Raw genomic sequence first — 19,118 nt, forward strand, 5'->3', positions numbered from 1 at the left:
CATTGGATTCGGTCAGGCTGATGCTAGGCGCATCCCCCGGCCAGGGCTAACCGGCGGTTCCTGGCAGTTCTTCAGTGTCCTCCATCAGGCAGAGTTGGCACCACGGCCCCCTGTCCCTCCGACCGGGGGCCGGTAACCTATACCCATGAGGGGTATGTAGCCCCTCGGTCCGGACCACGGGAGGACGCATGACTGCCATCGAGGCGGGAGGGGTGCCCACAGCGGTAGCTGCGGGAGGTTCCGGAGCGGACGCCGGCGCCGGCGGCGGCGGCGCCGTGCACGGCTACCACCACCAGAAGGACGAGCACCTCAAGAGGCTGCGCCGCATCGAGGGCCAGATCCGGGGCCTCCAGCGGCTCGTCGACGAGGACGTCTACTGCATCGACATACTCACCCAGGTCTCGGCGAGCACCAAGGCGCTCCAGTCCTTCGCGCTCCAACTCCTGGAGGAGCACCTGCGCCACTGCGTCGCGGACGCGGCCGTCAAGGGCGGGGACGAGATCGACGCCAAGGTCGAGGAAGCGACGAAGGCGATCGCCCGGCTGCTGCGCACCTGAGCGGGACCGCGCCGGCGCGTACGGTCACGGGGCGTCGGGCGGGGGCCGCGACCCGGCAGGGGCGACCCCGGAGGGCGGCAGCGGGGCGGCGACCGAAGGCCGGCAGCGGGGCGGCGACCCCGGAGACCGGCAGCAGGGGGCAGCAGGGGGCAGCGGCCTTACAGTCCGAGCCCCATCAGGACCTCGTCGATCCGGTCCTGGCTGAGCCGCTCCTCGTTCGCCGTGGAGGCCGCGATGATCAGCTCGCCGCACAGCTCGATCTCGGCGAGCGCCACGTGGTCCTGCACCGTCGTACCGCCAGCGGGAGTCACGCTCGTCACCTCAATCTGCCGTCATCGGTCGTCGGCGCTCGGTTTCTCAGCGTAGGGAGGACGGGGCGCTGTGCGCATGACACGGATGGACCATTTCCGGATACCCGGCCATGACCCGATCGCGCGGCCCCGGGACCGTCCGGCCGGCTATTCGGCGATCTTCCCGGCGTAAATGTCCCCGCTTGCGGGCAATACGACGGTCACCGGCGTCCCGAACCCGTAGAGCAGCGTGGTCGAAGAGACATCGATCACGCCATTGTTGACATAGGTGAAGCGGTGCCTGACCTTCCGCAGCCGTCCCTCCTGGTCGAAGTAGGCGTCGAAGGGCACGGTGTCCTTGCTGAACCCTTTCGCCGCCGCCTCCAGTGCCCCCTTGACCGCTGGTGAGGCTCTCTTCGCGGCCTGCCCGATGTCGGTGGTCCCCCGGTAGTGCCGCACCTTCGTACCCGCCACCTCGGTCTCGCCCACGTACGTCACGTCCTGCGCGCCGCGCAGCAGCTCGGCCGCGACCAGCGGGTCGGTGGCGCCGCCCGTGACCAGGTTCCCGTCCGCGAGGGTCGTCGTGTCGACCCGGACCCACTTGTCGGCGGGCACGCCCGCACCCCGGTTCTTCATGTAGAGGGCTCCGGGTACGAGCAGCTCGGTGATGGGCCGGTGCTCGTCCTTGCCGGCCGCGTCGGCGGGGAGCATCACCAGGAGCTGTCCCATCCGGTTCTTGAAGTCGACGCCGCCCTCGCCGCGGATGGTGACCCGGGTCCCGCCGGTCGCCATGTCCATCGCCGTACGGGCCCGCGCGCTGCCGGTCCGCGCCAGCTGGTCGGCAGCCCCCCGGACGATCACGGCCGGGTCGGCGGCGGGCCTGTCGTCGCCCGTGTCCGCACCTCCGCACCCGCTCATGGCGGCCACGGTCACGGCCATGCCAAGGGCGAGCACCGCCTCACCCGCACGCTCACGCCGCTGCCTGTGCTGGTGCACCACCATCGCCTGCCAACCCCCAACGCATGACCGCTGTTTGCCCGAGGTCCCCACCCGCTCCGGTTAACGAGGTCCCGGGTTTCCCGTCACGGTCCACAGCCCGCCCGACCCAGGTACCTTGGTGATGTGGATTCGCACACCAAGGCGTCGCTTGTCCCTCCGCTTGAAGCCGTACCGGTCCCGCGCCCCACACAGCAGCCGGCCACCGGACACACCACGAGCACCACCGAACGCGGCGCGTTCTGCCTGGCCGTCTGCACCTGCGGCTGGAAGGGGCCGGCACGCCGCTCCCGGGACCTGGCCCGCAAGGACGCGGTCCAGCACATCTCGGGGTAGGAACGCGGCGCCGACATCGCCCGTTCGGACGGCCTGGCTGGCCGACGCACCCGGGAGCGGATGCCCTGGATGCATGCCAGGACCCGCACCCCGCGTCGCGGCCCTCTTCTGGGCCCTGCTCATCGCCATCACGCCCGCCGCCGCGGCCGTGGCCACCGGTCTGTGGCCGCGCTCCCGATACCGCCGGGACGACACCTCCGCCGGCCGGGGCGTCGAGAGCGGGGACCCGTGACCCAGCGACCCCGCCCACCGGCGGTGCTCCTGTGTTTCGCCGCCGCGGTCCTGTGCCTGCTGGCGGCGGTCCTGATCTCCCTGTGGGACGCGTACGGACACGCGTGAATCCGGCGACGCCCGGCGGGACCCGGTAGCGCCCGGCGGGACCCGGTAGCGCCCGGCGACGCCCGCGGCAGCCGTGAAGAACTAAGCGGCGAGGTCGCTCTCGTGCGTGAGGCAGCCCGGCGGCGGGGTCTGGGTCTGCGCGAGGTCCACCGGGAGGGGCAGGGCGCGGCTCTTGGCGCGCACCAGCCGGCCCGCGCGCGGAGAGCGGGCCACCGCCCGCACCACCGGCGTCAGCAGCGCCATCGCGAGCGGGGCGAGCACCAGGACGACGGCGGTGCCCAGGGCGAATCCCCCGATGACATCGGTCGGGTAGTGGACGCCCAGGTACACCCGGCAGATGCCCTCGACGAGGGCCAGGCCGATCCCGATGAGCCCGAGCTTGCGGTTCGCGAGGAACAGGCCGACGCCCAGGGCCATCGCGAGGGTGGCGTGGCCACTGACGAAGGAGAAGTCGCGCTGACCGAAGTCGGGTTCGAGCACCTCCAGGCCGCCGTGTTCGTGGAAGGGCCGGGGCCGCGCGACGAATGCGCGCAACGGGACGTTCACGAGCAGGGCCAGTGCGGCGGCGAGCGGGGCCCACACCAGTGCGGCGAACGACTCGACGGCCGTGCACTCGTCCTGCCGGCGCGCGCCGTGCCAGCACCACAGGACGAGGAGCAGCAGGGCCAGCGGGATCCCGTACGCGCCGACGAGGCCGACGGCCCGGTCGACGCCTGCCGGAGCGTGTCGGGCCAGCCCGTTGACGTCGTACAGCAGGCTTACGTCCACGTTCGGCCCACTACTTGTGAGTCCAGCCATGGCGATGCGCCCCTTGCCCTTACTCGGTTCCCCTCGGGCGCACCCCTGCGTGCGCCCCTGAACCCCCCGTTGATCAAACACTGCGTTCATGGAACGGCCGTTCTCACGGCCCCGTTCCGCTCTCCACCGAATGATCACGCCAACGTTATCGAAGAGTGACTCATCGTCGCAGCTCAGGGCCTTGGCTTAACGCAGTGTGGCTAGGGCGACTTGGCGTCGGCAGCACGGTTCGGGAGCGCCTCCGCACCGTCCTTGGTGACACGGGTGGCACCGAAGTAGTCCGGGGTGTCGATCTTGTCGAAGCGGATCACCGCACCGGTGTACGGGGCATTGATCATGTATCCCCCGCCGACGTAGAGGCCGACGTGCCGGATCTCCCGAGAGTTCGTCAGATCATCGGAGAAGAACACCAGGTCACCGGGCAGCAGTTCGCCGCGCGAGGGATGCGGCCCGGCGTTGTACTGGTCGTTGGCGACGCGCGGCAGTTCGATCCCCACGCTCTCGTACGCGGCCTTGGTCAGACCGGAGCAGTCGAACCGCCCGTCCTGATCGGGCGTACCGTTTCCGCCCCACAGGTACGGGGTCCCCAACTGCTTCTGCGCGAAGTAAATGGCCCCGGCAGCCTGCTGCGAGGGCGCAACCCGCCCAACGGGCCGCGCAAAGCTCTTCTCTAGGCTGCGGATGCTCTTCACGTAGCCCTGCGTCTCGCTGATCGGAGGCACGCCACCGGCCTTGATTACGCGGTAGGGCCCGGCGTTGTACGCGGCGAGCATGTTGTCGGACTGATCGCCGGGAACACCCTTGACGTCCTGGGCGAGGACGCAGTCGTAGGAGGCTGCCGACGGAATGGCGTCCCGGGGGTCCCAGATGTCCCGGTCCCCGTCACCGTCGCCGTCGATCCCGTACCTGGCCCAGGTGTCGGGGATGAACTGGGCGATACCACGCGCATCGGCATGGCTCACCACGTCCGGCTTCCAGCCGCTCTCGGTGTACAACTGGGCGGCCAGCAAGGCTGGGTTCAGGGCGGGGCAGAGGTTCCCCCACTTCTGCACCAGCGACTGGTAGGCGGCCGGGACGGCCCCCTTGGCCAGTCCGACCGCCTGCTTGCCGCCGCTCGCGATGCCTGCCGCCGCCGAATACGTTCCGACGACGAGCAGCGCAATGAAGGCCAGGCATGCCCCGACCCCGATCCCGCTTGCCATCCAGAACTTGCGCACTCGTCAACACTGCCTCATGACAGGGGGGCTGACAGCCCTTTCGACGCTCCGCCTCGGCACTATTTCACCGGAAAGCCGGTGCAGAAGATGTTGGCGTACTCCTTGACGCCCCGGACGTGGAAGAAGACCACGGTCCAGTTGCCCGGGTCATTGGCGAGCGGGATGGCGTTGAACGTCCGCTCGACACCCTGGTTGTCCACGAGCTGCTGGCGGAAGTCGTCGGGATAGGTGAGGTACGCCCCGCCCTTGTCCTTCGCCGCGTCGAGGTCGATGGGCTTACTGGTGTATCCGATGGTCTTGTTGTAGTCCTTCACGTCCTCGAAGGGTCGCCCCGTGGTCTCGTCGATGTCGTGCGGGGGCTTGACCCCCACCGACACGTAGTAGGGGCCCTTCTCCGTGTGGTAAGGCTTCAGCATCACGTGGATCTTCACCTTGCCGGTGACGGCCTGCGCATCCGGCGCATCCGCGTCCACCACGGAAGCCACCAGGTACTGGGACCGTTCCTCCGCGGGCAGGTTGCAGCTCCCCGCGCCGGGGGCGGCGCCCGTCCACAGGTCCCGGGACGGATTCGTCGGCTCGATGTGCCCGGGCACCCCGTCCGAGGCACCGGCGGCGGGGCTCGACGCCGCTGACACCGACGGAGCCGGCGAGGCCTGCCCGGAAGGGGGCGGCGCGCCCTGGCTCTGCCCACCTTGGGCCGGACCGGCCGGCTGGCCAGCCGCTCCCTGGTCCTTGCTCCCATCGTCGCCGTCCCCGAGCACCAGGTATCCGCCCAGGGAAAGGATCCCCGCCACTACACCCGCCGCTACCGTCAGCACCCAGCGCGCCGGCCGGCGCCCGCCAGCGGGCGTCTGCTGCCCCGGCGCCGTCGGCACGTACGTCGGCACGTACGACGGCTTGGAAGGCCTCCCGGGGCCGATCGTGGGCAACTCCGGCAACGGGGTGGCATCGCCTCCCGTCGCCGTGAAGGTCGCGTACACCGGATCGTCGATCAGCGCCGAGTCCACCGCGCACCGCCGGATGATCTCGGCGGGCGTCGGCCTGACGGCTGGGTCCTTGGCGACGCAGGCCTCGATCAACGCGGCGAGCTCCGGCTCGACCCCCTCGGTGTCCACCTGACCGTGGACCACCCGGAAGCTGACCGCCGTGGGATCGCCCGCCCCGTAGGGCGCCCGCCCCGTCGCCGCGTAGGCGATCGTGGCCCCCAGCGCGAAGACGTCGGCCGCGTCCGCCACCTCGTTGCGCAGCAGCACCTCGGGAGCTGCGTAGCCGGGCGTTCCGGGGGCCGTGCCGTCCTGCGTAAGAGCCGTCTGGGCCGTGCCCTTGGCAATGCCGAAGTCGATGAGCTGCGGCCCCTGCGCGCCCAGGATCACGTTCTGCGGCTTGAGGTCCCGGTGGGTGACCCCGTACGCGTGGACGCTCGCCAGGCCCTCCGCGAGGGCCGCGAACAGCCGCCGGCAGGTGTCCGCCGGCAAGCCGCCGCGTTCCGCCACGGCATGACTGAGCGTCGGCCCCGCCACGTACTCGGTCGCCAGCCAGAACGGAGGCGCAGCCAGCGAGGCGTCGATCAGGTTCGCGGTGTACGCCGACCGCACCGCACGCACCGTCTCGGCCTCGCGCCGGAAGCGGGCGAGCGCCTCCGGATGGCCCGTGATCTCCTCTCGGATCACCTTGACCGCTACCAGCCGGCCGCCGGGCGAGCGGGCGAGATAGACCTGTCCCATGCCGCCGGCGCCGAGCCTCGCAAGCAGCGCGTGCGCTCCGATGTGGCTCGGATCGATCTCTCTGAGGGCCTCCATTCCCAAGAGACTGCCACACCGATTCACCTGCTACAGAAGCGGGTTGGCTAGGAACGTGGAGCGACGAACAGACTCTGCGCGCTCCGCCCGATGGGCCCCTTCTCGTCGTGCAGCCGCGCCTCCGCCAAGCCGATTCCGGCCGCCTCCACGCTCGTACGGGCCTCCACGCACGCCCACTCGCCCACCGGATGCCGGTGCAGGTGGACCGTCAGATCGCTGTTGACGAAGACGTACCGGCCGAAGTCCATCACCGAGCTGATCCCGTTGCCCGAGTCGGCGGCGACCAGCACCCGGTCCAGCGGCCTGGTCTCCTCCCCGGCTACGAGCGGCACCTTCATCCGCATCCAGCACGTACCGGGCCCCAGTTCCACGAACGCGCCGTCGGTGAACCGGGTCTCCATGGCCGAGTGGTACCCCTTCTCCCACGGCACCGGGAAGAACGGAGTCACCTCCACCTCCCCGGGGGGCGGCAGCTGCGGCCCCGGGACCACACCCGGCACTGCCTCCTCGGCCACCCGGATCCGCAGCGCCCGCGCCAGCATCACCGGCGCGGCTCCCGCCGGAGCGAGCGCGGCATCGACCACCTCGGTGCTCCGGCCCGCCCGTACCACCGAGGTGGTGATCTCCAGCGGGCCGATCGGCACCGGGCGCAGGATCTCGTACGTGATCCTCGCGGTCCGCATGTCCTCGCGGGCGCCCGGCCGCTCCTCGACGGCCCGCCCGAGCAGCGCGGCCGGCGGGCCGGCGTGCTGCGCGCCCGGGTCCCACGGCCCGCGCGTGTTCTCGGTGGCCAGGAACCGCCCGGCGTCCACCCGCTCGAAGAACCCTTCGACACCCATGCACCGCACGCTACCCACAGGTAACCCTCGACGCCAGGGTCCGCCGGAGCCCGCCGGAACCCCGGAGCCCCCCGGGCCCCCGGGGCCCGCCGGAACCCCCGAAGCCCGCCAGAAGCTCAGCGGGCGAACCCCAACCCGACCCCCAGCCCCACCAGCACCGAGCCGATCGCCCGGTTCAGCGCCTTCTGCGCCTTGAGCATCCGGTCGCGCAGCCGTTCGTTGGAGAAGAACAGTGCCACCGCACCGAACCAGCCCAGGTGCGCCGCCGACATGAACAGCCCGTACCCGGCCTGCTGCCACACCGCGGTGTCCGGATCGACGACCTGCGTGAACGTCGACACGACGAACAGCGTGGTCTTCGGATTGAGCACATTGGTCAGGAACCCGGACCGCAGGGCACCCAGCCGGGTCAACTGCGGCTCGGACCGGAGGTCCACGGTCACCTCGGCCCGCGTCCGGAAGGTCCGGATCCCGATCCACACCAGGTACGCGGCGCCCGCCAGCTTGATCGCCGTGAAGAGCGCCGTGGACGAGGCGATCAGCAGACCGACCCCGAGCATCGTGTACGACACATGGACCAGCACCCCGGCCGCGACCCCCGCTGCCGCGAACAGCCCCGTGGGGCGCCCGTACAGATAACTGTTCCGGACCACCATCGCGAAATCGGCGCCCGGACTGATCACGGCGAGAAGGGTAATGACTGCGACTGCGATCACTTCTGTCATGTACCGATGCTACGAATGCCCGCGCACCCGCGACCACGGCCAACCCGGTTCGCCCCACTGATACTTGAGAGATGACACCACCACCCTCCCGCCCCTCGCCCCTCCCGCCGCTCTCCCTGCGCCCGTTCCGCCCCGCCGACGACGCCCCGGCCCTGCACCGCTGGATCACGACCCGGGCCGAGCTCGTTACCTGGGCGGGCCCCGCCTTCACCTGGCCGCTGGACGACAGCCAGCTCACCGCCTACGCCACCGAGCCCGGTCGCCACACCTGGACCGCGGTGTCCGCCGACGGACACCCCCTCGGGCACGTCTCCGTACGCGGCACCCGCCTGGGCCGCGTCCTGATCGACCCGCGGGCGCGCGGGCGCGGCCTGGGTGAGGCCCTCCTCACACTCGCCGTCGACCGCGCCTTCGGCGAGCTCGGCCTCCCCTCGCTCGACCTCGGCGTGTATACCCACAACACCGCGGCCGTACGTCTCTACGAGAAGCTCGGCTTCCGTACCGAAGAGGTACTGGAGGACGTGGAGGAGGTAGACGGCATCCGCTGGTCCGCCTTCCAGATGCGACGGGCCGCCCCCGCCCGGTGACAATGGACGGGTGTCCGCCAACCCCGCCCCTCCCGCCGCCACCCCGGCCACCCCTGACCTGCATGCAGACTGCTCGAACTGCTTCGCGCTCTGCTGCGTCGCCCTGCCCTTCGCCAAGTCCCACGACTTCGCCGTGAACAAGGCCGCCGGAACCCCCTGCACCAACCTCCAGCAGGACTTCCGCTGCGGCATCCACACGCAGCTGCGTGACAAGGGCTTCCAGGGCTGCACCGTCTTCGACTGCTTCGGCGCGGGCCAGCAGGTCTCCCAGGTGACCTTCGCCGGCCGCGACTGGCGCACGCACCCCGGCACCGCCGGCCCGATGTACGAGGTCTTCCCCGTGATGCGGCAGCTGCACGAGCTGCTCTTCTACGTCACCGAAGCGCTCGCCCTCCCGGCCGCCGCCCCCGTCCAGGCCGAGCTGCGCCGCGTGCTGGCCGAAACCACTCAGTGGACCGGGGCCGACGCGGACGCCCTCGCCGCCCTCGACGTCGGCGCCCTCCGCCAGAAGATCAACACCTTGCTCCTCAAGACGAGCGAGCTGGTCCGCGCCAAGGCCCCGGGCCGCAAGAAGAACCACCGCGGCGCCGACCTGATGGGCGCCCGCCTCGCAGGGGCGGACCTGCGTGGCGCCAACCTCCGCGGCGCCTACCTGATCGCCGCCGACCTCAGCGGCGCCGACCTGCGTCTGGCGGACCTCATCGGCGCGGACTTCCGCGACGCCGACCTCCGCGGGGCGGACCTGCGCGACGCGGTCTTCCTGACCCAGGCCCAGCTCAATGCCGGCCGGGGCGACGCCACCACCAAGATCCCGGCCACCCTGACCCGTCCCGCCCACTGGTCGGCGCCCTGACGCCCTGATGCCCGGCCGCCCTGATGCCCGGCCGCCCGGCCGGTCGGCCGCCCGTCAGGGCCTGATGATGGCCGTCCACCCCGACGGGCAGGCGAGCGCGCCCTCCCCCGTGTACGTGCAGTGGTTCTCGTACACGTCGCCCTTGGTGGTCAGCACCTTCACGTACACGGTGTAGCCCAGGGTGTTGATCGACACTCCGCACGCGTTCCGCGGATGCCCGGGGTTCAGCGGCGTGGTGAGGTCCTTCCAGGCGTACGGGCCGACCGGCGACGTGTCCCGCCGCCCCACGAACGTCCTGCCCCGGTAAAGGAGGGCACTGAACTCCAGGTCGCTCTCGCCCCTGGTCGTGTCGATGTCCTGGCACGGCCCGGGCGGACCCGCCGGCCCCCGGTCACCCTTCGGCCCCCGGTCACCCTTCGGCCCCACGGGACCCCGCGGACCCGGCGACCCGACGCAACCGCTCTCCTTCACGGACGCCGCGCCGGCCGCGAGCGGCGCGGGCGCCGGCAACGTCCTCGCATCGGGCTCCGGGCACCCGCTGCCGCTCCGGTCGAGAGTCACCGCCGCCCCCTGCTGAGGGGCGGCCACAGCCGGGACCGCAACGCCCGTGAGCGCGATCACCAGGGGTACCGCGAAACCACCGGCCAGCCACGCGTGCCGAACCGCCTTCACCGTGGAAACCATCCGAACGCTCCTTGGGTCGTCCTACCGAACAGCCTGGAGCATCCCCCGCAACCCGCCTTACCGATGGGCCGACTGACGGAAAGTCGGACCAACGTCAGCGGGTCGGCCCAACGACACGCCCGCCCATTGCGCCGAACGGCGGCCCCCCGGGCCGCCTCCCTGGCCGCCTCCCGCACGCCGAGAGGACAATCATTGCCCGGGGTCACCCCCCGTGATACACAGAGTGACCATACGTTCTTTCGCATACTCACCGCCCACGCCCAGGTCAGAGCGCACGGGCGGGCCACGGGTCGGGAGATCGGGTAAAGAGAGCCGTCAAGTCGACATACGGCGGCGGTTTCATCAGCGAAGATAGTGCGTGACCCCTGCCGTCGGGCACGGGCTACCGGAACTACCCATACAGGGGCGGTGAGTTACATGATCCTGGCAGCCGAAAAGGGCGACATCACCACCATCATCGGCGGAATCGCCCCAAATTGGGGGCCGTTCGGCAGTCTCGGCAACGAAGCGAAGGTCATGGTCGAGGTGGTCATGGCTGTTGCGATCCTCCTCTGCCTCGGCATCGCCATCTGGGGCGCGGCCAAGCAGCGCATCGGCGCGACCGCGCTGCGCGACACGTTCAGCGCAGAACAGGGCAAGGGCCTGATCGTGGCCGGCCTCACGGGCGTCTTCATCATCGGCTCCCTCGGCACCCTCTTCACCATCGTCTACGGAATGGCCGTCTAGCCCGGCCGCCCACCGGGCGCCGGACCTGATGAGCATTCACCACACCGCAGCCACGCGGGAACCAGCGCTACCGTCGGACGACGCGGAGGGGGCGGACACACAATGAGCAACGACGACCAGTACGGCGGCAGCGGCGCCGGCAGCGGCTACGGCGAGGTCGGCGGCACCGGCCAGACCCGCACCCGCCTCCCGGACGCCCCCTCGGACCCGTACGGCGCCCCTCGCCGTACACCGCGCGCCTCGCGGGGGCTGGTCACCGTGGTCGGCGTGGTGGTCCTCCTGGTCGCCGCTATCGCGTTCGCGAACCAGTCCGGAAACACCCCGACCACCCCCACCTCGGAAAACCCCCCGGCAGCCACCTCCACCACGGCAACGGGCACCCGCCCGGTGGACGGCAAGAACGGCACCATCCCCAAGGGCTTCGCCCACGACGAACAGGGAGCCCAATCGGCCGCCGCCAACTACGCGGTAGCGCTGGGCTCTGACGGCATGTTCGACAGTGTCCGGAGACGGGCCATCGTCCAGGCCGTCTATGTGCCGGACGTGGCTGCCGCGCGCCAAAGCGACCTCGATCGCGTCTACACGGATCAGCAGTTCTTGGCACGCATCGGCCTCGATGCCGGGGGCAAGGCCCCGAAGGGCCTCATGTTCATCTCCCGTACGAACCCTGTCGGGACGAAGGTGGATAGGTTCGGCGGCGACACTGCGACCGTCTCCGTCTGGCACTCGACCCTGTTCGGCCTCGCAGGCGAGGGCTCGAAGAACCCGGTCGCGGAGAGCTGGTACACCAACACGTTCGAGCTCCGCTGGATCGACGGTGACTGGCGCATCACCGATTTCACCCAGAAGGACGGCCCGGCCCCGGTCGGCCGAGACCAGAGGGCCTCCTCCGCCGAGGAAATGGCCGCCGCCGTGTCGCAGTTCGGGGGGCTCACCTATGCACGCTAGCCGTCGCGGCTTGTCCTTCACCGCCGTCGTAGCCGCCCTTCAGACCACCGCGGTACTCCTGGCCACCCGCGCGGTGGCCGCTCCCACGCCCACCCCGACCCCGACCCCGACCCCGACGCCGACTCCGACTCCGACTCCGACTCCGCAGGCAAGCAACAACCCCTGCGACCTGATCCGAGGCCCGGCCAAGGACTACTGCGAGCGCGGCGCCGAGGCCACACCCGGCGGCGGCTCGAAGACCGGCCTCGCCCCCGGTGACCCCACCGACGCCCTCAACCCCCTCGCCTCCCTGGCCAAGGGCTGCGCCGATGCCGCCGCCTGGATCGTCACCGAGCTCAGCAAAGCCGTCAATGGTACGGCCAACGTCGACTTCACCAACGGCGCCTTCCTCAAGCAGTACGCCATCGTCTTCGCCGCCTCCACCATCCTCACGCTCGTCCTCTGGCTCTTCGCGGTCGCCAAGCGCGCCATCCGCGGCGTCCCCCTCACCACCGCCATCTCGGAAGCCGTCGGCTTCCTCTGGCTCACCGTCCTCGCCTCCGCCTTCACCCCCCTGATCCTCTACACCGTGGTCTCCGCGACCGACGGTGTCACTGAGGTGATCGCCTCCGCGAGCGGTGGCCAGACCGACGTCTTCTTCGGCTCCTTCATCGAGGCGCTCAAGAAGGGCGACAGCATCGGCGGCGGCCCGATCATGCTGATCGTCGTCTCGCTCGTCACCGTCCTCGCCGCCGGTGTCCTGTTCCTGGAGCTGTTCATCCGGGCCGCCCTGCTCTACGTGGGCGCCCTCCTCGGCGTCGTCGTCTACGCCGGGCTCGTCGACCGGAACCTCTGGGGTCACGTCCGCCGCTGGGCCGGCATCATGATCGCCGTCATCCTCGTGAAGCCTGTCATCGTGATCGTCCTCGGCCTCGCCGGGGCCCTGGCCGGCGAGAAGGGCCCCAACGCCTTCTCCGCCGTCGTCTCCGGTCTCGCCATCATCCTCCTGGCGATCTTCGCCTCCGCGATGATCTACCGCTTCGTCCCCGGCTTCGGCGACGAGATCGCCTCCGCCCGTGCCGGCCGCAGCAAGGCCACGGACGGCGCCCAGGCCGCCGCCGTCATCAGCTCCCCGGCCTCCCTCGTCTCCCAGGGCATCAAGACGCACAGCAGCCGCGGCGCCCATCGCGGAGGCGGCGACGGCGGGGGCCCCGGCGCCCCCCGTCCCGCCAACCCCCTCTCCGGAGGCGTGGCCGCCCACAGCAGCCGCCCCACCTCCGGCGGCGGGCCCGGCGGCGGATCTGTCCCCTCCGCCGCACCCCCGCCCCGCACGAGCTCGAGTACGAGGAACCCAGGAGGTGACGGGCGTTGACGACCCAGTCCCACCAGCTGCACCCGGTCGCGCCCCGCCGCACGTATCTCATCGGCCGGGCCCGGCCGAACGCGATCGTCGGCAAGAACCGCGAGAGCGGCGAGATCGCCCTGATCATCGCCGGCGCGTTCTTCGGCATGATGAGCGGTCTGCTCGTCCCCGACCTCATGCTGCGCATCGTCAGCCTCGCCGGCTTCCCCGTGCTCGCGCTCGCCGCCGTGTACGTCCCGTACAAGGGCCGCACCTTCTACAAGTGGTTCGAGATCAACCGCAGCTACAAGCGCACCCTGCGCCGCGGTACGACCTACCGCTCCGGTGCCATGGAAGCCGGCGTCCGCGCCGCCGACGGCCGCGAGGTCGAGATCGGCCCGCCTCCCGGCATCGGCCGGATCAACTGGCTCGCCGCACCCTTCGGCCCCGACGAGATCGCCGTCCTCCTGCACGCGGACCGAAGGACCGTCACTGCGGCCATCGAGATCGAAGGCCCTGGCGTCGGCCTGCGCGACAGCGAGGACCAGGAAGCCCTCGTCGACCGCTTCGGCACCCTCCTCAAGCACGTGGCCAACGGCGACGGCTTCGTCACCCGCCTCCAGATGCTCGCCCGTACCCTCCCCGCCGACCCCGACGCGCACGCCAAGGACGTCGCCCAGCGCGGAGACGTGAACGCCCCCGTCTGGCTGCGCGACTCGTACGACCAGCTCCAGTCGATGGTCTCGACCTCCTCGGAGCAGCACCGCGCGTACCTCGTCGCCTGCATGCACTACACGCGCGAACTCGCGGCGGAGGCCCACACCATCGCCCGCGCCGGCACCCCCCAGAAGGGCCGCAAGCTCGACCGTGACGCCGGCCTCGCCATCGTCATGGCCCGCGAGCTCACCGACATCTGCGCCCGCCTCGCCGAGGCCGACATCCGCGTGCGCCAGCCGCTCGGCCAGGGCCGCCTCGCCTCCCTCGTGCACTCCATGTACGACCCGGACCACCCCATCGACCACATTCAGGCCATGACCAAGCGGAACGCCTGGCCCGCCGAACTCGACGCGATGGAACCCACCTTCCTCCAGGCCAAGACCCGCGAGTCCTCCACCCGCGCCCCCTGGTGCCACGCCACGGCCTGGGTGAAGGAGTGGCCCATGACGCCCGTCGGCGTCAACTTCCTCGCCCCGCTGCTCGTCCACACCCCGGACGTGATCCGGACGGTCGCCGTCACCATGGATCTGGAGCCCACAGAAGTGGCCATCGAGCGGATGCTTACGGAGAAGACCAACGACGAGGCCGACGCCAGCCGCGCCGCCAAGATGAACCGGACCGTCGACCCCCGCGACATCGCCGCCCACGGCAGGCTCGACCAAAGAGGTGAAGATCTCGCCAGCGGTGCGGCGGGAGTCAACCTCGTCGGGTACATCACGGTGTCCTCGCGTTCGCCGGAAGCGCTCGCCCGCGACAAGCGGACCATCCGCGCCTCGGCCGGCAAGTCCTACCTGAAGCTGGAGTGGTGCGACCGCGAACACCACCGCGCCTTCGTCAACACCCTGCCGTTCGCCACCGGCATCCGACGCTAGCTGGAGGGAAGTGCCGCCCATGCGAGATCCCATGTCCGCTCTGACGGACGCCTTCACCAGCTTCCTGTTCGGCAAGGTCGAAACCACGCGCCTGCCCGTACGCACCTCCACCGGACAGGCGCAGGCCGTCTACCTGCCCACCGCCGCCCCGGGACTCGGTGACTCCGGCGTCATCATCGGCCGTGAGGTCTACAGCGGCAAGGGCTACATCTACGACCCCTTCCAGCTCTACGGCCAGCAGCTCCCGGCACCCCACTGGCTGGTCCTGGGCGAGTCCGGCAACGGCAAGTCCGCCCTGGAGAAGACGTACGTCCTGCGCCAGCTCCGCTTCCGCGACCGTCAGGTCGTCGTCCTCGACGCCCAGGGCGAGGACGGTGTCGGCGAGTGGAACCTCATCGCCCAGCAGCTGGGGATAACCCCCATCCGCCTGGACCCGATCGCCGCCAACGACGACGGGATCCGCCTCAACCCCCTCGACCCGGCGATCACGACGACCGGGCAGCTCGCGCTGCTCCGGACCATCATCGAGGTCGCCCTCGGGCACGGCCTCGACGAGCGCTCCGGCTTCGCCCTCAAGGTCGCGCACGCCTACGTCGTCGACACGATCCGCGACCGCCAGCCGGTCCTCACCGACATCGTGGAACAGCTGCGCCACCCCGAAGCCGAATCGGCCCTGGCCATGAACGTCGACATAGACGACGTACGCGCCTGGGGCCTCGACGTGGCGCTCGTCCTCGACCGCCTCGTGGACGGCGACCTGCGCGGCATGTTCGACGGACCCACCACGGTCGGCATCGACCTCGACGCGCCACTCATCGTCTTCGACCTGTCCCACATCGACCGCAACTCGATCGCGATGCCGATCCTGATGGCGATCGTCGGCGTGTGGCTGGAGCACACCTGGATCCGCCCGGACCGCAAGAAGCGCATCTTCCTCGTGGAAGAGGCCTGGCACATCATCAACAGCCCCTTCGTGGCGCAGTTGTTCCAGCGGCTGCTGAAGTTCGGCCGACGCCTCGGCCTGTCCTTCGTCGCCGTCGTCCACCACCTCTCCGACGTCGTCGACGGCGCCGCCGCCCGCGAGGCCGCGGCCATCCTCAAGATGGCCTCGACCCGCACGATCTACGCCCAGAAGGCGGACGAGGCCCGCGCGACAGGCCGGGTCCTCGGCCTGCCCCGCTGGGCGGTCGAAATCATCCCGACCCTCACCCCCGGCATCGCGGTCTGGGACGTCAACGGCAACGTCCAGGTGGTCAAACACCTGATCACCGAAGCCGAACGGCCCCTCGTCTACACCGACCGCGCCATGACGGAGTCCTCGGCCCAGCACCAACTCCCCGACGACCTGCTCGCAGCCGAACTGGAGGCGGAGGAACGGGCCCTGCTGATGGAACGCCACCGCAACGGCGGCGGCCCGGGCTCGGCGACCACGGTGGCGTAACCGTGCACGAGAGCGACACGAGACGTACGGCGGCCCCGGCCCGCGGCGGCATCCCGGACGGCGTCCTGGTCGGCCTCCTGGCCTTCCTCCTCGGGCTGGCCGCCCTGGTCTGGTCGTCGACGGGCCTCGCCGCCCTGTTCTCGAAGGGGTCCTGGCCTGCCACCGTCACGTTCACCCGCACCCCGGGGGCGGTCCGCGCCCTGATAACCCAACCGCACGACGTGTCGGGAGCCTGGCCGGCCACCGACCCTGCGGCCCTCTCGGGCTGGGGCCTCTTCTGGGGCCTGTTCATCAGCCAGCTCATGGTGCTCTTCGTCCTGACGGTCTTCGTGATGGGCGTGATCGCCCGCACCAAGTCCCGCCAGGCCCGCGCCAAGCACCCCACCCCACACGAACCGCCCCACCCAGCCCCACCGACCATCCCGGCCCAGCCGCTCACCCAGGCCACGCCGACCATCCCGGCCCCGCCTGCGTTCGAGGCACGGGGACTCGAAGTCGACGCCCCGCGCACCGGCACCGGCACCGGCACCGGCACCACAGACGAGGCCTACGGCCACGGCTTCGGCTACGCGCCGACCCGGACCCCTGCCCCTGCCCCTGCCCCTGCCCCCGCTCCCGCCCCCGCCCGGCGAACCCGCCTGGTCTACGGCACCCCGGCCGAACGCCACCACCTCGCCACCCAAGCCGTCGCGGCAGCGGACGGCGCCGCCCTCGTCCTGACCTCCTCCCCCGCCCTCTGGTCGGAAACCAAGGACGCCCGCGCCAAGCTCGGCCCGGTCCTCCTCTACGACCCCTCGCACCTCTGCGACACCCCGGCCCGCATGCACTGGAACCCCGCCGACGCCTGCGCCGACCGCGACACCGCCGCCGCCCGCGCCCTCGCCCTCCTGGCTCCCGTACGCCCCCAGGCCCGGATGGACGCGGCCGTCGCCGATACGGCGGAGACGCTCCTGCGCAGCTGGCTGCAGGCCGCCGCACTCGACGACCGCCCGTTCAAGCAGCTGCACCGCTGGGCCCAGGGCAACGGCGCCCAGGAACCGGTCCGGGTCCTGCGCACCCACCCCCGCGCCGCCCCCGGCGCCGCCGGCGAGCTGGAAAGCGCCCTGACCGCCCACCCCGAACGCCGTGAGCAGGCCCAGCACCTGACGGCCCGTGCCCTCTCCTGCCTCACGTCCATCCACATCCGCGAGGCCTGCAACCCGAACCGAACAGATGCGCTCGCCCTGGCATCGTTCGTGTCCGAAGGGGGCACTCTCTACTTGGTGGGCGAACCCCTGGAAGACCCCCGCACCCACCCGGGTGCGATGCCGCTGCTCACCGCACTCGCCTCGAGCGTGGTCGAGCACGGCCGCCGCATGGCCGCACGGTCATCCCACGGTCGGCTCGACCCACCACTCACGCTGGTCCTCGATGACGTCGCGGCCGTGGCCCCGATCCCCCAACTCCCCGTCCTCCTGGCGGAGGAGGCCCTGCCGCTGCTTGCCCTGTGCCGCAGTCGCGAACAGGCTCGCGCCCACTGGCCCGACGCGCCCCTCGACCCCATGCACGGCTGAGCGCGCGCTTTACGGCCTGGTGAGGACGTATTCCAGCTCCTTGGCGGACGGATCGCCCGGTACGGGTACGACGTGCCCGCTCGCCCGGAACCCGTACCGCCGGTAGAAGCTCCCGGCCCGCGCGTTGTCCTCGTGCACGAAGAGGCGTACGCGTTCCACTGCCGGCTCCTCCAGCGACCAGGCCCAGTCCAGCGAGGCCGCGAAGAGTTCCTCGATCAACCCGGTGCCGCGCTGTTCGGCGCGTACGAACACGCCCACCAGGTGCCCCTGCGTCTGCGCGATGGCATGGTCGAAGTAGTCGGTGGTGCCGCCCTCCTCGATCAGGACCGTCACCGACCCGACCCATTGCCCGTCCGGGGCCTCGGCCACGAACTGCCGGGCGTGGCGCCCGTGCGAGGCCCCCGCAGCCCGGTCCTGCCAGAACGCGTCAGTCCTGGCCTCGGCTTGGTCCACCGTCTCCAGGAACGCCAGGGGCGCGATGGGATCGTGCAGTGCGGCGAGCCGCAGTTCCTTGACCTTCTGCCATTCCTCGGCCCGCACCGGACGTATCACGTAGTGGTTCATGGGTCCGAATCCAACCACGAGGCTGATGCACACTGCATCCATGAATTTCCTTGCACGGGCTCTCCGCCACGTCAGCAGCCTCTCGTCCGGCCCCCCGATGGACCCGACGCTGCCGGTGACGCTCAACTTCCACCCCGACCGCTTCTTCGGCGACCGTCCGATCCTCGCCGCCCTGGCCGAGGAGGGCGTCTACCGTTCTCAGTTCGTCACGGGGACCAGCAACGGCGGCCTCACCGCCCACCCCGGCGGAGCACGCTGGCACTGGGAGAGCCGCATCTTCGGAGGCGCGTACGACGACGCCCCGGCCGAAGCCCGCCCCGTCTACGGGGCCTTGAACTTCCGCCGTCGCGCGGTGGGCGCCGCTCCCCGCTTCGGCTCCGCCCATTTCCGGCTGACCGCCGAGGCCTTGCGCCGCACCACCTTCTGCTACCCGGACAGCTACCTGGAGCCCGAATCCTTCGGCGTCGCCGATCGCATGTCCCTGATCGCCCTGGCGGAGGCCGACGAGCAGGACCTCCTGGACGACTACATCGAAGCCCAGATACACGACCCGGTCCGGCTCGACCGCGATGTGGCCGCCCTCGTACTGGACCCCAGCCATCGGGACACGGAGGTCGGGGCGGCAGCCGAGAAGCTCCCGTGCCCGATCGAATGGCACCCCGGCTTCTCCCTGACCGTCGAGGAACTCCGCCGCCACCCCGCCTACCGCGGCCAGGAGTACGTGGACCTCGGCGCGGCCATCGCCGTATCGGGCCGGCTGACCCCCCGCATCCTCGGCGAGGCGGCCCGCACCGGCCGTTACGACGAGCAGGACCTCAAGCGGGTCTGGCACTACCTGGCCCGTTTCGGTCATTGCTCCTGAACGCAGAAAAGCCCCGCACCATAAGGTGCGGGGCTTTCCCACAATGATTGTTCGGCGGCGTCCTACTCTCCCACAGGGTCCCCCCTGCAGTACC

General features: G+C 70.9%; 21 protein-coding genes. 12 read left to right on the forward strand and 9 right to left on the reverse strand.

Features of this window, described 5'->3' with window-relative positions:
• Positions 1-188 precede the first annotated feature (188 nt).
• Positions 189-557, forward strand: a complete 369-nt coding sequence (locus ABZZ20_RS19015; RefSeq protein ID WP_356870854.1) for a metal-sensitive transcriptional regulator — start codon at positions 189-191, stop codon at positions 555-557.
• A gap of 158 nt (positions 558-715) precedes the next feature.
• On the opposite strand, the gene ABZZ20_RS19020 is transcribed toward ABZZ20_RS19015, so the two are convergent.
• Together ABZZ20_RS19020 and ABZZ20_RS19025 are read right to left on the reverse strand one after the other, a co-directional pair.
• Positions 716-868 (reverse strand): hypothetical protein, encoded by a 153-nt coding sequence (locus tag ABZZ20_RS19020; RefSeq protein ID WP_356870856.1) that lies wholly within the window; start codon positions 866-868, stop codon positions 716-718.
• 147 nt (positions 869-1,015) lie between these two features.
• Positions 1,016-1,849 carry a hypothetical protein gene (locus tag ABZZ20_RS19025; RefSeq protein WP_356870858.1) on the reverse strand — a complete coding sequence of 278 codons (834 nt, stop codon included), beginning with the start codon at positions 1,847-1,849 and terminating at the stop codon, positions 1,016-1,018.
• 120 nt (positions 1,850-1,969) lie between these two features.
• On the opposite strand from ABZZ20_RS19025, the gene ABZZ20_RS19030 reads away from it, so the two are divergent.
• Both ABZZ20_RS19030 and ABZZ20_RS19035 read left to right on the forward strand, forming a co-directional pair.
• Positions 1,970-2,179 carry a hypothetical protein gene (locus ABZZ20_RS19030; RefSeq protein WP_356870860.1) on the forward strand — a complete coding sequence of 70 codons (210 nt, stop codon included), beginning with the start codon at positions 1,970-1,972 and terminating at the stop codon, positions 2,177-2,179.
• 73 nt (positions 2,180-2,252) lie between these two features.
• Positions 2,253-2,411 (forward strand): hypothetical protein, encoded by a 159-nt coding sequence (locus ABZZ20_RS19035; RefSeq protein WP_356870862.1) that lies wholly within the window; start codon positions 2,253-2,255, stop codon positions 2,409-2,411.
• 188 nt (positions 2,412-2,599) lie between these two features.
• Here the strand turns inward: ABZZ20_RS19035 and ABZZ20_RS19040 are convergent, their stop codons facing one another.
• The 5 genes from ABZZ20_RS19040 to ABZZ20_RS19060 form a co-directional block, all read right to left on the reverse strand.
• Entirely contained in the window at positions 2,600-3,316 is a 717-nt protein-coding gene (locus ABZZ20_RS19040; protein ID WP_356870864.1) for a phosphatase PAP2 family protein, read from the reverse strand.
• A 200-nt stretch (positions 3,317-3,516) separates the two neighbouring features.
• Positions 3,517-4,533, reverse strand: coding sequence for a bifunctional lytic transglycosylase/C40 family peptidase (locus tag ABZZ20_RS19045; RefSeq protein ID WP_356870866.1), 1,017 nt, complete (start codon positions 4,531-4,533; stop codon positions 3,517-3,519).
• Positions 4,534-4,592: 59 nt separating this feature from the next.
• Complete coding sequence (locus tag ABZZ20_RS19050; RefSeq protein WP_356870868.1) at positions 4,593-6,332, reverse strand: serine/threonine-protein kinase; 1,740 nt, start codon at positions 6,330-6,332, stop codon at positions 4,593-4,595.
• Between the two features lie 47 nt (positions 6,333-6,379).
• Complete coding sequence (locus ABZZ20_RS19055) at positions 6,380-7,171, reverse strand: thioesterase family protein (RefSeq protein ID WP_356870870.1); 792 nt, start codon at positions 7,169-7,171, stop codon at positions 6,380-6,382.
• A gap of 116 nt (positions 7,172-7,287) precedes the next feature.
• On the reverse strand, positions 7,288-7,896 hold the full coding sequence (locus tag ABZZ20_RS19060; RefSeq protein WP_356870872.1) for a LysE family transporter: 609 nt from the start codon (positions 7,894-7,896) through the stop codon (positions 7,288-7,290).
• 71 nt (positions 7,897-7,967) lie between these two features.
• Between ABZZ20_RS19060 and ABZZ20_RS19065 the strand changes: the two genes are divergently transcribed.
• Both ABZZ20_RS19065 and ABZZ20_RS19070 read left to right on the forward strand, forming a co-directional pair.
• Positions 7,968-8,483: a GNAT family N-acetyltransferase gene (locus ABZZ20_RS19065; protein ID WP_356870874.1), complete on the forward strand. Its 516-nt coding sequence runs from the start codon at positions 7,968-7,970 to the stop codon at positions 8,481-8,483.
• Between the two features lie 10 nt (positions 8,484-8,493).
• Positions 8,494-9,336: a pentapeptide repeat-containing protein gene (locus ABZZ20_RS19070; RefSeq protein WP_356870876.1), complete on the forward strand. Its 843-nt coding sequence runs from the start codon at positions 8,494-8,496 to the stop codon at positions 9,334-9,336.
• Positions 9,337-9,390: 54 nt separating this feature from the next.
• Here the strand turns inward: ABZZ20_RS19070 and ABZZ20_RS19075 are convergent, their stop codons facing one another.
• On the reverse strand, positions 9,391-10,020 hold the full coding sequence (locus ABZZ20_RS19075) for a hypothetical protein (protein ID WP_356870878.1): 630 nt from the start codon (positions 10,018-10,020) through the stop codon (positions 9,391-9,393).
• A gap of 417 nt (positions 10,021-10,437) precedes the next feature.
• Between ABZZ20_RS19075 and ABZZ20_RS19080 the strand changes: the two genes are divergently transcribed.
• The 6 genes from ABZZ20_RS19080 (at position 10,438) to ABZZ20_RS19105 (ending at position 17,598) form a co-directional block, all read left to right on the forward strand.
• Positions 10,438-10,746: a hypothetical protein gene (locus ABZZ20_RS19080; protein ID WP_136213834.1), complete on the forward strand. Its 309-nt coding sequence runs from the start codon at positions 10,438-10,440 to the stop codon at positions 10,744-10,746.
• 102 nt (positions 10,747-10,848) lie between these two features.
• Entirely contained in the window at positions 10,849-11,694 is an 846-nt protein-coding gene (locus tag ABZZ20_RS19085; RefSeq protein WP_356870880.1) for a hypothetical protein, read from the forward strand.
• Positions 11,684-13,045: a hypothetical protein gene (locus ABZZ20_RS19090; protein ID WP_356870882.1), complete on the forward strand. Its 1,362-nt coding sequence runs from the start codon at positions 11,684-11,686 to the stop codon at positions 13,043-13,045. The genes ABZZ20_RS19085 and ABZZ20_RS19090 overlap by 11 nt, the downstream gene beginning before the upstream one ends.
• Entirely contained in the window at positions 13,042-14,604 is a 1,563-nt protein-coding gene (locus tag ABZZ20_RS19095; RefSeq protein WP_356870884.1) for an SCO6880 family protein, read from the forward strand. Before ABZZ20_RS19090 ends, ABZZ20_RS19095 begins: the two co-directional genes overlap by 4 nt.
• A gap of 19 nt (positions 14,605-14,623) precedes the next feature.
• A complete protein-coding gene (locus tag ABZZ20_RS19100; RefSeq protein ID WP_356870886.1) occupies positions 14,624-16,045 on the forward strand; it encodes an ATP-binding protein in 1,422 nt (473 codons plus the stop codon).
• A 2-nt stretch (positions 16,046-16,047) separates the two neighbouring features.
• The gene (locus ABZZ20_RS19105) at positions 16,048-17,598 is read left to right on the forward strand and encodes a type VI secretion protein (RefSeq protein ID WP_356870888.1); all 1,551 of its coding nucleotides are present in this window, start codon (positions 16,048-16,050) and stop codon (positions 17,596-17,598) included.
• 9 nt (positions 17,599-17,607) lie between these two features.
• On the opposite strand, the gene ABZZ20_RS19110 is transcribed toward ABZZ20_RS19105, so the two are convergent.
• Positions 17,608-18,162 carry a GNAT family N-acetyltransferase gene (locus tag ABZZ20_RS19110; protein WP_356870890.1) on the reverse strand — a complete coding sequence of 185 codons (555 nt, stop codon included), beginning with the start codon at positions 18,160-18,162 and terminating at the stop codon, positions 17,608-17,610.
• Positions 18,163-18,202: 40 nt separating this feature from the next.
• On the opposite strand from ABZZ20_RS19110, the gene ABZZ20_RS19115 reads away from it, so the two are divergent.
• Positions 18,203-19,024 carry a DUF3626 domain-containing protein gene (locus ABZZ20_RS19115; protein WP_356870892.1) on the forward strand — a complete coding sequence of 274 codons (822 nt, stop codon included), beginning with the start codon at positions 18,203-18,205 and terminating at the stop codon, positions 19,022-19,024.
• The last annotated feature ends 94 nt before the right edge of the window (positions 19,025-19,118 follow it).

The organism is Streptomyces sp. NPDC006430 (assembly GCF_040612395.1).
In the GTDB taxonomy this organism is placed as follows: Bacteria; Actinomycetota; Actinomycetes; order Streptomycetales; family Streptomycetaceae; genus Streptomyces.